The organism is Mesorhizobium sp. B2-3-12 (genome assembly GCF_006442205.1).
In the GTDB taxonomy this organism is placed as follows: Bacteria; Pseudomonadota; Alphaproteobacteria; order Rhizobiales; family Rhizobiaceae; genus Mesorhizobium.
Genome location: NZ_VFVR01000001.1, coordinates 378,334 through 393,648, shown reverse-complemented (window position 1 = coordinate 393,648; position 15,315 = coordinate 378,334). Strand labels below are relative to the sequence as shown.

The following is a 15,315-nucleotide window of genomic DNA, read 5'->3' as shown; positions in this document are numbered from 1 at the left end:
CTTTCACGTCGTCCACTGCGGTACTTGAGACATGGCGACATAGTCCATAGAACTGAATCGTCTGCCGGAGGGGAATTCTGCCCGCATGTTCACCAAGATCCTGATCGCCAACCGTGGCGAGATTGCCTGCCGCGTCATCAAGACGGCGCGCAGGATGGGCATCGCCACGGTCGCCGTCTATTCCGATGCCGATCGCGATGCGGTGCATGTCGAGATGGCCGACGAGGCGGTGCATATCGGACCGTCGCCCGCCGCGCAAAGCTATCTCGTGCCGGAAAAGATCATTGCCGCCTGCAAGCAAACGGGCGCGCAGGCCGTGCACCCCGGCTACGGCTTCCTGTCCGAGCGCGCGGCCTTTTGCGAAGCGCTGGAAGCAGAAGGCATCCTCTTCATCGGGCCGAAGCCCAAGGCGATCAAGGCTATGGGCGACAAAATCGAATCGAAGAAGTTCGCCAACGCCGCCAAGGTTTCCACCGTGCCCGGCTGGCTGGGCGTCATCGAGGACGCCGACCACGCGGAGAAGATCGCCGGCGAAATCGGTTATCCCGTGATGATCAAGGCCTCCGCCGGCGGCGGCGGCAAGGGCATGCGCATCGCCTGGGACCAGTCGGAGGTGCGCGACGGCTTCGACCGGGCACGCTCGGAGGCAAAAAGCTCGTTCGGCGACGACCGCGTCTTCATCGAAAAATTCGTCGTCGATCCGCGCCATATCGAAATCCAGGTGCTGGCCGACGCGCATGGCAATGCGCTCTATCTCGGCGAACGCGAATGCTCGATCCAGCGCCGCAACCAGAAGGTCGCCGAGGAGGCGCCCTCATCATTTCTCGATGCCAAGACCCGAAAGGCGATGGGCGAACAGTCGGTGGCGCTGGCCAGGGCCGTCGACTACCAGAGCGCCGGCACGGTCGAATTCATCGTCGACAAGGACAAAAACTTCTATTTCCTTGAAATGAATACGCGATTGCAGGTCGAACATCCGGTGACGGAGCTCGTCACCGGCATCGACCTGGTCGAGCAGATGATCCGCGTCGCGGCCGGCGAAAAGCTTGGCCTGAAGCAGAGCGACATCAAGCTGAACGGCTGGGCGGTGGAAAGCCGACTCTACGCCGAGGACCCCTATCGCAATTTCCTGCCGTCGATCGGCCGGCTGACGCGCTACCGGCCGCCGGAGGAAGGGCAATTCGGCGACATCGTGATCCGCAACGACACCGGCGTCACCGAAGGCTCGGAGATTTCGATGTTCTACGATCCGATGCTCGCCAAGCTGTGCACCTGGGCGCCGACGCGGCTCGAGGCGATAGACGCCATGTCGGAAGCGCTCGACAGCTTTGTCGTCGACGGCATCGAGCACAACATCCCGTTCCTGGCGGCGCTGATGCAGCATCCGCGCTGGCGGGAAGGGGCGATATCGACCGGGTTCATCGCGGAGGAATATCCCGACGGCTTTGCACCGATCGCTCCGAACAGCGAGGAAAAGGCGGTGCTGGCCTCGATCGCGGCCGCGGTGGAGTTGCTGCGCCGCGACCGGCTGGACCGGCTGGGTGGACGGCTGGCGCCGCATTCGGGTGCACTCAAGCGCGACTGGGTGGTCAAGATCGGCGAGGACTATTTGCCGGTTTCGATCCTTGAAGGCATGATTTCCATTCCGATGGAGATCGACCTGTCCCTCGACGGCGGCAAGGCGCTGACCGTTTCGTCAGACTGGCGGCCTGGCGACCTCATCTGGCGGGGTACGGTCGGCAAGCGCAGGGTTGTTGCCCAGATCCGGCCTGTCGCCAACGGCCTGCGCATCGCCTGGAAGGGCATGTCGGTGACCGCGCGCGCCATGCTGCCGCGCACCGCCGAGCTTGAACGGCTGATGCCGGAAAAGGTGGCGCCGGACACCTCGAAGCTGCTGCTTTGCCCGATGCCCGGCCTTGTCGTCTCGATCGCCGTTGTGGAAGGCCAGGAGGTCAAGGCCGGCGAGACCTTGGCCGTGGTCGAGGCGATGAAGATGGAAAACGTGCTGCGCGCCGAGCGCGATCTTGTCGTCTCGAAGCTCAACGCCAAGCCGGGGGACAGCCTGGCGGTCGATGCCGTCATCATGGAATTCGCTTAAGCACGCTGGAAGCCTGTGGCCGGCAGTCGTTTGTGCTGGACTGGTATCGCCCGGTCCCGGACAATACATCTCCATCGACTCAGGTCTTACGGACAGCACGAGAAATCATGGCGGATGACAGACTTCCACGCGACCCCTTGAAGCGCGAAGCCGCGATTGCCGCGGCGCGGCCTGAGATACCAGCGCGGCCGTTCGTCCATCTGCGCGTGCACTCGGCCTATTCGCTGTTGGAAGGTGCGCTTCAGCTTGGCAAGATCGTCGGCCATGCCGTCAAGGACGAAGCGCCGGCCATCGCCGTTACAGACACCAACAATCTGTTCGGCGCGCTGGAGTTCGCGCAGAAGGCGGTGAAGGACGGCATCCAGCCGATCATCGGCTGCCAGATCGCGCTCGCCTTCTCCGGCGAGAACAGCGATGGCCAGCGCGACCGCCGTCGGCAAGGTCCCGACATGCGGCCGGTCGTGCTGATCGCGGCCACCGAAGCTGGCTATTCCAATCTGGTCAGGTTGGTCAGCCGCGTCTATCTCGAGACACCACCCGGTGAAGCGGTGCACCTGACCACCGAAATGATGGACGGCCAATGCGACGGCCTGATTTGCCTCAGCGGCGGTCCGCGCGGACCGATCGGGATTGCCCTGAAGGAAGATCGCCGCGATCTCGCCGAGGCGCGCCTGCTTACGCTCAAGACGATGTTCGGCGACCGGCTCTATGTCGAGCTGGATCGGGTTTCGGGCTATGATCGCATGATCGAGAAATCCTCGATCGATCTTGCCTATTTCCATGAATTGCCGCTTGTCGCCACCAACGAGGCCTTCTTCTCGTCGCGCGACGAGTACGAGGCGCATGACGCGCTGATCGCCATCGCCGAGGGTTCGGTCGTCGCCGTCGACACCCGCCGCCGGCTGTCCCCGGACAATTTCCTGCGCAGCCAGGCCGACATGGCGAAATTGTTCGCCGATCTGCCGGAAGCCATTGACAACACGGTCGAGATCGCGCTGCGCTGCTCCTATTATCCGAAAACCCGCAGCCCGATCCTGCCGCGTTTCACGGGCGGCGATGCCTCCGACAAGGACGCCGCCGAAAAGGCCGAGGCCGCCGAACTTGCCCGACAGGCGCGCGAGGGGCTCGATGCCCGGCTTGCCCTGCACGGGCCGACACCCGGCTATACGGTCGAGCAATATCGCGAGCGGCTCGAATTCGAGCTCGGCATCATCGAGAAGATGAAATTCCCCGGCTACTTCCTGATCGTGGCCGACTTCATCAAATGGGCGAAGGCGCAAGGCATTCCGGTCGGGCCCGGGCGCGGTTCGGGCGCCGGCTCGCTGGTCGCCTATTCCACCACCATCACCGACATCGATCCGCTGCGCTTCTCGCTGCTGTTCGAGCGCTTCCTCAATCCGGACCGCGTGTCGATGCCCGATTTCGACATCGACTTCTGCCAGGACCGGCGCGAGGAGGTGATTCGCTACGTCCAGCAGAAATACGGCCGCGACCAGGTCGGCCAGATCATCACCTTCGGTACGCTGCAGGCGCGCGCCGTGCTGCGCGACGTCGGCCGTGTGCTGCAGATGCCCTATGGCCAGGTCGACAAGCTGTCGAAGATGGTGCCGCAAAACCCGGCCAATCCGGTCAAGCTCGCCGACGCCATCGCCAACGAGCCGCGCTTTGCCGAAGAGGCGGAGAAGGAGCCGATCGTCCAGACGCTGCTCGACATGGCGCAGAAGCTGGAAGGCCTCTTCCGCCATGCCTCGACGCACGCCGCCGGCATCGTCATCGGCGACCGACCATTGTCGGAACTGGTGCCGATGTACCGTGATCCGCGCTCGGACATGCCGGTCACCCAGTTCAACATGAAATATGTCGAGCAGGCCGGGCTGGTGAAGTTCGACTTCCTCGGCCTGAAGACGCTGACCGTGCTGGAAACGGCGGTCAAGCTGATCCGCCGCCGCGGCATCGACATCGATCTCGCGACCATCCCGCTCGACGATCCCGAGACCTACGCGATGCTGTCGCGCGGCGAAGTCGTCGGTGTGTTCCAGGTGGAAAGTGCCGGCATGCGCAAGGCGCTGATCGGCATGCGGCCAGACTGCATCGAGGACATCATCGCGCTGGTCGCTCTCTATCGGCCTGGCCCGATGGAAAACATCCCGACCTACAACGCCAGAAAGCATGGCGAGGAGGAGATGGCCTCGATCCATCCCAAGATCGACCATCTGGTGAAGGAGACGCAAGGCGTCATCGTTTACCAGGAACAGGTGATGCAGATCGCGCAGGAGCTGTCCGGCTATTCGCTCGGCGAAGCCGACCTTCTGCGCCGCGCCATGGGCAAGAAGATCCGCGCCGAGATGGACAAGCAGCGCGAACGTTTTGTCTCCGGCGCGGTCGAGCGCGGCGTCGCCAAGCCGCAAGCCGACTTCATTTTCGACCTGCTGGCCAAGTTCGCCGACTATGGTTTCAACAAGTCGCACGCCGCCGCCTACGCAGTCGTCTCCTACCAGACCGCCTATCTCAAGGCGCACTATCCGGTCGAGTTCCTGGCGGCGTCGATGACGTTCGACATGGGCAACACCGACAAGCTCGCCGACTTCCGCCAGGATGCGCTGCGCCTCGGCATCGAGGTCCTGGCGCCCTCGGTGATGACGAGCTTTCGTGCCTTCGAGGTCGGCGAGAACCGCATCTATTACTCGATGGCTGCGCTCAAGGGTGTCGGCGACGCCGCGGTGGAGCATATCGTCGCCGTTCGCGGCGAAAAGCCGTTCAAGAGCCTGGCCGATTTCTGCGAGAGGGTCGACCCTAAGATCGTCGGCAAGCGTGTGTTCGAGAGCTTGATCATGGCCGGCGCGCTCGACTGCTTCGGCCATGATCGCGCCCAGATGTTGGCTGGCGTCGAACGGATGATGGGGCTGGCTTCGCTCGCCCAGCAGAACGCGGTTTCCGGCCAGGCCGATATTTTCGGCGCCTCGCTGGGCGCCCAATCGCAGGCGCTCAATCTGCCGGCGACCGATCCGTGGCTCGCCGCCGACCGGCTGCACCGCGAATTCCAGGTCGTCGGCTTCTATCTCTCGGCGCATCCGCTCGACGAATACAAGGCGGCGCTGCAGAAGATGCGGGTGCAGAACTGGGCGGAGTTCTCGGCCGCCGTCAAGCGCGGCGCTTCCGCCGGCCGGCTTGCCGGCACCGTGACCAGCAAGCAAGAGCGCAAGACGCGCACCGGCAACAAGATGGGCGTGGTGGCCTTTTCCGACACCTCCGGCCAGTACGAGGCCGTGCTATTTTCGGAAGGATTGGCCCAGTACCGCGACCTCCTGGAAGCCGGCCGCTCGGTTGTCATCACCGTCGCGGCGGAGGACAGGCCCGAGGGTGTCAATCTGCGCATCAACTCCGTGCAGTCGCTGGAAGACGAAGCAAGCCGCATCCAGAAAGCACTGCGCATTTTCGTCAGGAACGATGGCCCTGCGTCGATCATCCAATCCCAGCTTACCCAGCGCGGTGAAAGCCAGGTGAGCATCATCGTGATCAAGGACGAGGCGCAGGGCGAGGTCGAGATTGCCTTGCAAGGCGGCTATCGCGTCTCTCCGCAGATCGCCTCGGCGATGCGCGCCGTGCCGGGCGTGGTCGAAGTGGAACTGGTGTGACCAGCTTGGTTGCCAGTCGGCAATCCGCGCGAAAGCAGTCGCCCCTCGCACCGTTGCAATCCGCATGAAAGGCGCGGGCGGCAAGGCGCCGCAGAGCTTGTCCGCAACGGCGCGGCTGCGCGACACACTGCGCAGGCTCTATCATGGGCGCTCGCCGGCCGCGTTCCGGTTCCAACTGGTGGCTGTCATCATCGACCTCGCCATCATCGCCTTTTTCATCGCCACGCCGGTCATCCAGCAGTCGGCCTCGTTTCTGTGGCTGGATTATGCCGTGGCGGCTCTCGTCGCCGCCGATCTCGGCGCCAGGCTGCTGGCCTCGAACGACATGCTGCGTCTGACGAAGCAGCCGACCTTCTGGGTGGACGCCTTCATCCTTCTGACGCTGCTGATGCCGACGGCGCTCGCCAATCTCGGCTTTCTGCGCATCCTGCGGCTGTGGTCGCTGTCGCGCAGCGGTTCGATCTGGCGGCATTTCGAGATGCGCGGCCTGCGGCCCTGGCGCGAGGCAAGCCACGCGGTCATCAACCTGTTGACCTTTCTCTTCGTCATCACGGGCTTCGTCTACACCTTCTTTTTCCGCAACGGCGCCGGCCTGGAAAATTACATCGACGCGCTTTACTTCACCGTCGCGACGGTCACGACGACCGGCTTCGGCGACATCGTGCTGCCGGGCATCGCCGGCAAGCTGACGGCGATCGTCACCATGATCATCGGCATATCGCTGTTCGTCAGGCTGGCGCAGGCGATCTTTCGGCCGGCCAAGGTGTTCTTTCCATGCCCGCAATGCGGGTTGCAGCGGCATGAGCCTGATGCCGTGCACTGCAAGGCATGCGGCCACGTTCTGAACATACCCAACGAAGGCGACTGATCGGCGGCGGTTTTACGAAGCCGCCACTTCCGCCGGCCTTGCCGGTTTCCGCTGCAGGTTGAGCAGGTTGCCCATCAGGATGAGCAGTGCGCCGCCGGCGGTGAAAGCGTCGATCTGCTCGCTGTAGAGCAGCCAGCCGATCAGCGCCGATAACGGCACGCGCAGGAAATCCATCGGCGAAATGACGGTGGCGTCGGCATAGCCAAGCGCGCGGGCCATGCAGAAGTGCGACGACATGCCGGTGAAGGCAATCAGCACGATCCACGGCCACAGGTCCAGCGGCGGGTTGCGCCACTCGTAAAGGGCTGGAACGAGGCCGACCACCGACTGGATGATCAGCATCCAAAAGATGATGCGCACGACGCTGTCCGTCCGCGTCAGCGACTTGACCATGACCACCGAGATGCCGAAGCAGACCGCCGCGCCGAGGACGACGAGATGGCCCGGATCGACCGAGCCTACGCCGGGCCGAACGATGACCACCACGCCGATCAGGCCCAGCACGATCGCGGCAAGCTTTGGCCGGGACAGCCTTTCACCAAGAAAAGTCACCGCCAGGATAGCCGTCCAGATCGGTGTGGTGAATTCGATCGAAATCAGCACGGCCAGCGGAATCAAGGTCAATGCGTAGAGCCATGCCGCCTGCCCGGTATAGTGGATGACGTTGCGGGCGACATGGGCGAGGGGACGCTGCGTGCGCATCGCCGCGAACCCGCCGCTCGCAAACACCAGCGGCAAAAGGATAAAGAAGCCGATCACCGAGCGCAGTTCCAGAACCTGGAAGACGTTGAGTTCGGCCGTCGTGGCACGGCCGGCGACCGACATCGCCAGGAACGACGCGATCGACAGCGCCATCCAGAACGCGGCCTTGGGGATCGAGGGAGTCGGTGCCATTTCAGCTATGTCGCAGGCCGCGATTGCCGGAGCAATCGCTAGTCCGGTGTATTCGTCTGGGCCAGTTGCGGCGAGGGCGTTTCAGATCAGTCAGGCCGCAGGCGGAACCTGATACGGCGAGGGGCGTTGAGCCCCTATATTGTCCGTGGTTTTGCAAACGTGCGTTTCCAATGTCGACAAGGAGAGTTTCCATGAGACTATTCGCGCAAGTGGCGCTTGCTGGCTGCCTGGTGGTCGCCGCCGGCGCGGCTCAAGCCGACGAGACCAAGTTTCTCCAGTCGTTCAATGGTAATTTCGCCGGCAAGGGCACTGTCCAGGTGACCACGGATGTGCCGAACGTCAGTGTCTCTTGCAGCTTCAAGTCGAACGCGACTTCTGCCTCGCTCTCGCTGGATGGCAATTGTCGCGGTCTCGTTGTGGTTTCGCGAGCCATCAGCGCGAATTTGAAGGTCTCCGGTGCGAAATACAGTGGCGTTTATGTAGGATCCCGCACAGGGCCAGCACAGCTGAACGGCAGCCGTTCGGGCAACACCATCAATCTTGGCATCCGCTGGGCGAAGGACGTCAATGGCGATCGCAAGGCGCGAATGACGGTTGAGAAGCGAGGCGAGAACGGCATGCGGCTGACGGTCATCGACACGGATCCGAAAACCGGCAAGAGCGTGGTGACGAGCCGGATCGACCTGCAGCGCTCCTGAATTCACTCTTCGATCGGCTCCGGCGGATGGGCATCACGGCCCCTGCCGAAGGTGTAGCCGGTTTCGACGGCTTTGCGGCCGAACTTGTCGCGTAGCGCATCGATGGCGCCCTCGGCCATGGCGCGCTTGCGCGATTGGACATCGACCAGATCCGGCGGATCGGCCTTGTCGTCGTCGGAAAGGTCGCTGACGCCGATGCCGAGCAATCGAAATTTCGTCCCGTCCGTCTCCTTGCGGAGAAGGTCCACGCCGGTTGAAAAGATGCGGTCGGCGAGCCGGGTCGGGTCGCCGAGCTGACGGTTGCGCGTGCGCAGCTTGAAATCCTGGGTCTTCAGCTTCAGCACCACGGTGCGCCCGGCAATGCCTGACTTTTTCAGCCGTGCCGAGACCTTTTCCGAAAGGCCCCTCAGCACCGAGACAAGCTCGTCCAGCGAGGCGATGTCGGTGTCGAAAGTGGTTTCGGCCGATACGCTCTTGGCATCTTGGTCGGGGTCGACGCGGCGGACGTCCTCACCGCGCGAAAGCCGGTATAGCCGTTCGCCCATCACCCCATAGCGGCGCATCAGGTCGCCACGCTCCATCTTCTGGAGCTGACCAATGGTGCGGATGCCGTCCTGTTCGAGCGTAGCGTTGAACGCCCTGCCGACACCCCAGATCATGGTGACCGGCTGGGGTGCCAGAAAATCGATCGCCTCGGCCTCGCCAATGACGGAAAAGCCGCGCGGCTTGCGGAAGTCCGACGCGATCTTGGCGAGGAATTTGCAGTAGGAAAGCCCGGCCGACACGGTGATGCCGATCTCCTTCTCCACGGCCAGCGCGAAGCGCGCCAGCACCACCGCCGGCGGCAGGCCGTGCAGCCGCTCGGTGCCGGCGAGGTCGAGAAACGCCTCGTCGATCGACAGCGGCTCGACCAGCGGCGTCAACGCCTGCATCATGGCGCGCACTTGCCGGCCGACGGCCACGTATTTTTCCATGTTGGGCGCGATCACCACCGCCTCGGGGCAGGCCTCGAGCGCCTTGAACATCGGCATGGCGGAACGCACGCCGCGGATGCGGGCGATGTAGCACGCCGTTGAGACCACCCCGCGCTTGCCGCCGCCGACGATCAACGGCTTGTCCTTGAGCGCCGGGTTGTCGCGCTTTTCGATGGCGGCATAGAAGGCGTCGCAATCGATATGGGCCAGATGCAGCCGGTAGAGCTCGGGATGACGGGCAAGGCGAGGGCTGCCGCAGCGTTCGCAGCGGCGCGTCTCACCGCGCTGAAACGTCAGGCAGTCACGGCAAAAACCGTGATCGGGATTGTTGACAGGAGCCGCCATTTCTGCGAACATAAAGAGAACAAACGCAATGGTACGACAGTGCAGGGTCAGCGACAAGCTTGGCCTGGGGAGAACTCATGAGCACGACCATAGTGCCGTTGGCGCCTGAGCTCTGGCCTGAATTCGAGGATCTTTTCGGCAAGCAGGGCGCCTGCTACGGCTGCTGGTGCACGCATTTCCGGCTGGCGCCGGCGGCGCGGCGCGAGAGCAGCCGCGAACGCAACAAGGATCACATCAAGGCGCGCATCGAAGCCGGCCCGCCACCCGGACTGCTGGCCTTCGAGGACGGCAAGGCGGTCGGCTGGATGCAGATCGGGCCACGCGCCGACGTGCCTGAATGGAACAACAAGGGCAGGGGCTCGGCGCCGATCGATCCCGCCGACGCTGCCGATCCCGCCGTTTGGGCGATCTCCTGCTTTTTCATCCGCGCCAAGGCCCGTGGCACGGGCATCACGCACCGCCTCGTCGAAGGCGGCATCGATTTCGCCCGCGGGAACGGCGCGCGGCTTGTCGAGGCCTGCCCGATCGACCTGTCCCGCGATTCGCGATCAATCGGCCTGTTCGTCGGCTCGTCTCAGGTGAAGGCCGGGTTCGAGAGGCTGGTTGAGCGCAAGGCAGGCCGACCGCTGATGCGGCTGGTGCTGAAGCCTGCTACCTGACTGTCATCGTCTTGCAGTCGTGATGGTATTTCCCTACCAGAGGTACGAAACGATTTTTGCCTCTCGACCGAACGGAGAATTCCCGTGAACCGTGTGTTGCCACTTGCCTTTTCCGCGCTTCTGCTCAGCGCGCCTGCTTTCGGCCAGACCGTGGACAGCCAGGGCGCCAAGCAATTGTCGGATGATCTGTCGCGCTATGTCGGCAAACAGGCGCTCGACAAAGGCATTCTGAAGGTTTCGGCCGAAGGCGACGCCTACAAGATCGTGTTTGATTTCAAGGCGCTTGCAGCAAGCTTTCCCGACCAGAAGCTGGTGAAATTCGACTTTGCGCCCTACGCCCTGCTGGTCAAGCCGCGCAGCGACGGATCCTGGGATGTCTCGATGGATTTTTCGCAGAGCGCCTCCTTCGAATTCAACGGTCCCCAGGGAAAGCAAAACACGCAATTCTCGATCAAGGACGGCAAGGGCAGCGGCGTCTACGACCCCAAGCTGGCCGCCTTCACCAGCGCCACCAGTTCGATGGCCGGAATGACGATGTCGTCGCAGGACGCCAAGCAGCAGATGGATATGACCGCCGGTGCCGGTACCGCGACGCTGTCCGCCACCAAGGCAGCCAATGGCGGCGTCGATTTCACGACCTCGCAAAAGATTTCGAACTTCGTGGAAACGATAAAGTTCAGTGATGCCGAGAGCGGACTGAATTTTCCCGTTACCGTGAAGTCGCCGGAATTGTCGGTGGAGGCCAGCGGCAAGGGCGTGCAGACCAAGCCGCTGCTCGATCTCCTGGCGTTCGCCGTGGCCAATGAGGACGAGAAGACGCTGAAGGCAGACCAGGCACAGCTCAAGGCGCTTCTGCTGGCGGCGCTTCCGGTGTGGGAGCGTATCGACGGAACCTACGGCTTCAAGGATTTCGCGGTCGACAGCCCGATCGGCACGTTCGGCGCCACGCAACTCAGCACCGCGTTCGGTTCCGACGGTGTCGCCCAGAACGGCAAGGTCAACTATGGCATCAAGGCATCGGGGCTGACCGTGCCGCATCAGCTCTTGCCGAGCTGGAGCGTCGCGCTGCTGCCCACCGATATCGACCTGAACTTCGGCGGCGCCAATATCGATCTCGACAGCATGGCGAAGAAGGCGATCGAAGCCTTTGATCTCAATCAGGATCCGCCGCTGTCGGCCGAGTTCGGCGACCAACTCAAAGCCGACTTCCTGGCCAAGACGCCGAAGGTCGTCATCGGCCACAGCACCGTCAAGAACAAGGACATGGAGATCGCGCTCGAAGGCGACATGACAAGCTTCGGCCAGAAACCCGACGCGAATCTCACGGTCGATGTCGCTGGCTTCGACAAGATCATGGAGCACCTGCAGGAAGCGGCGAAGGCGGAGCCAGAGGTCGGGCAGTACGTGCCTGTCGCTCTCATGGCGAAGGGTTTTGCCAAGACGCTGCCGGACGGCAAGCTGGAGTGGGTCATCAACACCAAGGCCGACGGCTCGGTGACCGTCAACGGCGTCATGCTCAAGCCCGCCGATCCGGCGGTGGACGACAGCGTCGACGATGGTGACGGCGCGGACAATGACGGCGTCGATAGTGGCGGCAACGCCAACGAAGGCAATGGCGGCGGCAGCGACGACGGCGGCAGCGATAATGGCGGGTCAGGGGCGAAGCTGAACCCTTGAGGGGGCCTCGAGCAACTTTCGGCAAACTGTAAAGGGTCTTCCCGGGGAAAGCGCTTGGCGCTTTCCTTTTTGGGACTTACCTCAACGCGCGCCGAGCCCCAGCGCATTCGCTATCTTCGGCGCGGCTTCATGCCAGTCCTGGACGACGACGACATCGTCCGAGACCGGCGGCAGGAACGCGCGCAGCGAATTGTCGGCCATGAGATGGAATAGATTTGCGTCGGCGACCGATTCCCGCACCGACGCCAGATTGTGCGGCTGATCGTCGACGAAGACCACCGGCCGGCCGCTCTTGCCGCGCAGCTTGGCCACCGCCGGCCCCTTGGCCATCTCGGTGGTCAGCAGCGGATAGCCTAGCCCCAGCGTATCGAGATGTGCGCGGCGCACCGCACGATGCCGGTGCGGCATGGCCGTCAGCAATATGATTTCCGCGCGGTTTCCAAGCCCCGCCAGAGCGTCCGCGGCGCCATCGGTGATGCTTTGCCAATCGGCCTGCGCGTCGAAGAAATCGCCCAGCAGCGCCGTGACTTCGGGTTGTTCGATCAGCCTGCCGCTGGCCGTTTCGGCGATGTTGCCGGTCAGCCGGAAGGACGCCAGCGTCAGGCCGTAACCGCGCGCCTTGAGGAAGTGCGGGAAGGGGCGGATGAATTCGAGCACGACGTCATCGACATCGAGCACCAGTAGCGGCCGGTCGTCGGCCGCCAGTTCCTCGATCTGGCGCGCGGTTTCGGGATCATCGCTCATGTGGAACGCTCATGATTGTCGTCGCCGAGCGGCAGTGCGCGCAACGCCTTGCCGACAGCGGCCGGCGGCGTGCCGGTCTCTTCGGCGAAGCGCATCAAGGTCGGCTCGTGGGCCAGGATGAATTGCAGGACGCCGGCCAGGAAACCCGGCTCGCCGGCGGCCCGGCGGATCGAATACGCCTCTATTCCCGTGATCGCCAGAAAGCGCGGTAGAAGCTCCGGATCGCCGGCAACGAAGCCCAATGCCTTCACGGCAATGGTTTCGGCCTCTTCGCGCATTGACGCTGCGTTTGCCATCACTACCTTCGGTGTGTGGAATGAGTCTCTCCCGCAGTAATGGCAAGAGTTGCTTGCGGCAAGCCATTAGCGTGTGGCGCGCCTTTTGGACGCGCTGGGAGGCGAGGCGGAATTCGTGCTGCTTTGCAGGCTGCGGGTTTCCGTTTCGTCAATCATATTGCCGTATAGTGAAGCAGGGTTTGGTGCGTTCAAGCAAAGGGCGCATGACGGTCACCTCCGGGCGGAGGACGGCCGGGACGGGATATCGATGCCTAAGAAGGTCATGATCGTCGAGGACAATGAGCTCAATATGAAGCTCTTTCGGGACCTCATCGAAGCAAGCGGTTACGAGACGGTGCGCACCCGCAATGGTCTTGAGGCGCTCGACCTGGCGCGCCAGCACCGGCCGGACCTCATCCTGATGGACATCCAGCTGCCCGAAGTGTCGGGACTGGAAGTGACCAAATGGCTGAAGGAAGACGATGATTTGCACGTCATCCCGGTCATTGCCGTGACTGCCTTCGCGATGAAGGGGGATGAGGAGCGCATCCGCCAGGGCGGCTGCGAGGCCTATATTTCGAAGCCGATCTCGGTGCCGCGCTTCATCGAAACCATCAAATCCTATCTGGGCGATGCCTGATGTTCCCTTCCAGCCGAGCCGGAGCCTTGTGAAATGACCGCGCGGATCCTCGTCGTCGACGACATCCCTGCCAATGTGCGGCTGCTGGAAGTCCGGCTGCTGGCCGAATATTTCGAGGTGCTGACCGCCAATAACGGGCCCGATGCGATCGAGACCTGCGAGAACGGCAAGGTCGATGTCGTGCTGCTCGACGTGATGATGCCGGAGATGGACGGTTTCGAGGTCTGCCGGCGCCTGAAGAGCGATCCGGCGACGTCGCACATTCCGGTGGTGATGATCACCGCGCTCGACCAGGTTTCCGACCGCGTGCGCGGGCTGGAGGCCGGCGCCGACGATTTCCTGACCAAGCCGGTCAACGACCTGCAGCTGATGACGCGCGTCAAGAGCCTGGTCCGGCTGAAGTCGCTGACCGACGAGCTCAGGCTGCGCGCCTCGACCACCCGCAACATCGGGATCGAGGAACTCTTGAGCCGCAATTTCGCTTCCGAGGACACGACGCCGAAAGTGCTTCTGATCGACGAGCGCAAATCGTCGGTCGAGCGCATCCAGAAGATGCTGCGCGACCGTGCCGACCTCGACGTCACCGGCGATCCGCATGCCGGGTTCTTCCAGGCCGCCGAAACGCCCTATGAATGCGTGATGATCTCGACGGCCTTCGCCGATTTCGATCCGCTCAGGCTGTGCTCGCAACTGCGCTCGCTCGATCGCACCCGTTTTGTACCGATCATCCTGCTGGCGGAGGAGGGCGAGGAAGAGCGCATCATCCGCGGGCTGGAGCTCGGCATCAACGATTATCTGATGCGGCCGATCGATCAGCAGGAACTGACGGCACGGCTGCGCACCCAGGTGCGCCGCAAGCGCTATAACGACCAATTGCGCGCCAGCGTCACCCAGACCATCGAGATGGCGGTGACCGACGGCCTGACCGGGCTGCACAACCGCCGCTATCTCGACAGCCATCTGCAGACGCTGTTCGACCGCGCCGTGGCACGGCGCCGGCCGCTGTCGGTGATGATCACCGATCTCGACCGCTTCAAGTCCATCAACGACGCGCACGGCCATGACGGCGGCGACGAGGTGCTGCGCGAATTCGCGCGGCGGTTGCGCAAGAACGTCAGGGGCATCGACCTTGCCTGCCGGTTCGGCGGCGAGGAGTTCGTCGTGGTCATGCCGGACACCGATGGCGTCGTGGCCGAGAAGGTGGCCGAGCGCATCCGGGCCGAAATCGCCCAGAAGCCGTTCGCCATCGGCGCCGACGGCAAGACGATCGAGGTCACCGTCAGCGTTGGCGTGTCCTCGGTGCTGAAGGGTGTGGACACGGTGGCGGCGCTGATGAAACGCGCCGATCTCGCGCTCTACGAAGCCAAGAGTGGCGGCCGCAACCGTGTCGTCGCCAAGGCGGCCTAACGGTCTAGGGCCTGATTATCCGGTCAACCCAACAGGGTTACCCATTTACCTTAATCCAAGCGATTCGCGAGCCTTGGTTAAGAAACTGTTGATTTTCATAAGCTCTTGCGCAAATGTGCAGGCCACGACGAAGCCGGCACGAGGGTAGACAGCCGGCTCGATACCCGAATACCCCATGATGCTCAGGTCCGCCGCATCTCCTGGGTCCGTGGGGTCGGCCGGCCGGCGCTGGCACATAGTGGCCTCCTCGTACCGCTGCCAAACGCCGACCGGCCCCCTTTGTCTCACATGACATCAAGAGTCCCTGCCAAGCCCCGAAGTTCGGGGCTTCTTTCATGCGCGGAAAAACGGAATTGGCCGCTGGGTTTGTTCCGGCGTCTGTCGGCCAGTGGCGCTTCGCG

At 63.2% G+C, this 15,315-nt stretch carries 12 protein-coding genes; 8 read left to right on the top strand and 4 right to left on the bottom strand.

Annotation, left to right across the window (positions count from 1 at the left end):
- Window positions 1–85 precede the first annotated feature (85 nt).
- From FJ948_RS01990 to FJ948_RS01980, 3 genes are all read left to right on the top strand, one after another.
- Window positions 86–2,098, top strand: a complete 2,013-nt coding sequence (locus tag FJ948_RS01990; protein ID WP_140701534.1) for an acetyl/propionyl/methylcrotonyl-CoA carboxylase subunit alpha — start codon at window positions 86–88, stop codon at window positions 2,096–2,098.
- 107 nt (window positions 2,099–2,205) lie between these two features.
- Window positions 2,206–5,733, top strand: a complete 3,528-nt coding sequence (gene dnaE / locus FJ948_RS01985; RefSeq protein WP_140701533.1) for a DNA polymerase III subunit alpha — start codon at window positions 2,206–2,208, stop codon at window positions 5,731–5,733.
- Between the two features lie 64 nt (window positions 5,734–5,797).
- Window positions 5,798–6,601 carry a potassium channel family protein gene (locus FJ948_RS01980; RefSeq protein WP_140701532.1) on the top strand — a complete coding sequence of 268 codons (804 nt, stop codon included), beginning with the start codon at window positions 5,798–5,800 and terminating at the stop codon, window positions 6,599–6,601.
- Window positions 6,602–6,613: 12 nt separating this feature from the next.
- Here FJ948_RS01980 and FJ948_RS01975 read toward each other — a convergent pair whose 3' ends face one another.
- Window positions 6,614–7,495, bottom strand: coding sequence for a DMT family transporter (locus FJ948_RS01975; RefSeq protein ID WP_140701531.1), 882 nt, complete (start codon window positions 7,493–7,495; stop codon window positions 6,614–6,616).
- A gap of 191 nt (window positions 7,496–7,686) precedes the next feature.
- On the opposite strand from FJ948_RS01975, the gene FJ948_RS01970 reads away from it, so the two are divergent.
- Window positions 7,687–8,193, top strand: a complete 507-nt coding sequence (locus FJ948_RS01970) for a hypothetical protein (RefSeq protein ID WP_140701530.1) — start codon at window positions 7,687–7,689, stop codon at window positions 8,191–8,193.
- Window positions 8,194–8,195: 2 nt separating this feature from the next.
- On the opposite strand, the gene FJ948_RS01965 is transcribed toward FJ948_RS01970, so the two are convergent.
- Window positions 8,196–9,524, bottom strand: a complete 1,329-nt coding sequence (locus tag FJ948_RS01965) for a DNA polymerase IV (protein WP_140701529.1) — start codon at window positions 9,522–9,524, stop codon at window positions 8,196–8,198.
- 65 nt (window positions 9,525–9,589) lie between these two features.
- On the opposite strand from FJ948_RS01965, the gene FJ948_RS01960 reads away from it, so the two are divergent.
- Entirely contained in the window at window positions 9,590–10,171 is a 582-nt protein-coding gene (locus tag FJ948_RS01960; protein ID WP_140701528.1) for a GNAT family N-acetyltransferase, read from the top strand.
- 84 nt (window positions 10,172–10,255) lie between these two features.
- On the top strand, window positions 10,256–11,848 hold the full coding sequence (locus FJ948_RS01955; RefSeq protein ID WP_140701527.1) for a hypothetical protein: 1,593 nt from the start codon (window positions 10,256–10,258) through the stop codon (window positions 11,846–11,848).
- A gap of 81 nt (window positions 11,849–11,929) precedes the next feature.
- On the opposite strand, the gene FJ948_RS01950 is transcribed toward FJ948_RS01955, so the two are convergent.
- Complete coding sequence (locus tag FJ948_RS01950) at window positions 11,930–12,592, bottom strand: hypothetical protein (RefSeq protein ID WP_140701526.1); 663 nt, start codon at window positions 12,590–12,592, stop codon at window positions 11,930–11,932.
- A complete protein-coding gene (locus FJ948_RS01945) occupies window positions 12,589–12,888 on the bottom strand; it encodes a DUF3572 domain-containing protein (RefSeq protein ID WP_140701525.1) in 300 nt (99 codons plus the stop codon). Before FJ948_RS01945 ends, FJ948_RS01950 begins: the two co-directional genes overlap by 4 nt.
- A gap of 247 nt (window positions 12,889–13,135) precedes the next feature.
- Between FJ948_RS01945 and FJ948_RS01940 the strand changes: the two genes are divergently transcribed.
- Window positions 13,136–13,507 carry a response regulator gene (locus tag FJ948_RS01940; protein WP_006334976.1) on the top strand — a complete coding sequence of 124 codons (372 nt, stop codon included), beginning with the start codon at window positions 13,136–13,138 and terminating at the stop codon, window positions 13,505–13,507.
- A gap of 33 nt (window positions 13,508–13,540) precedes the next feature.
- Window positions 13,541–14,914 (top strand): PleD family two-component system response regulator, encoded by a 1,374-nt coding sequence (locus FJ948_RS01935; RefSeq protein WP_140701524.1) that lies wholly within the window; start codon window positions 13,541–13,543, stop codon window positions 14,912–14,914.
- The last annotated feature ends 401 nt before the right edge of the window (window positions 14,915–15,315 follow it).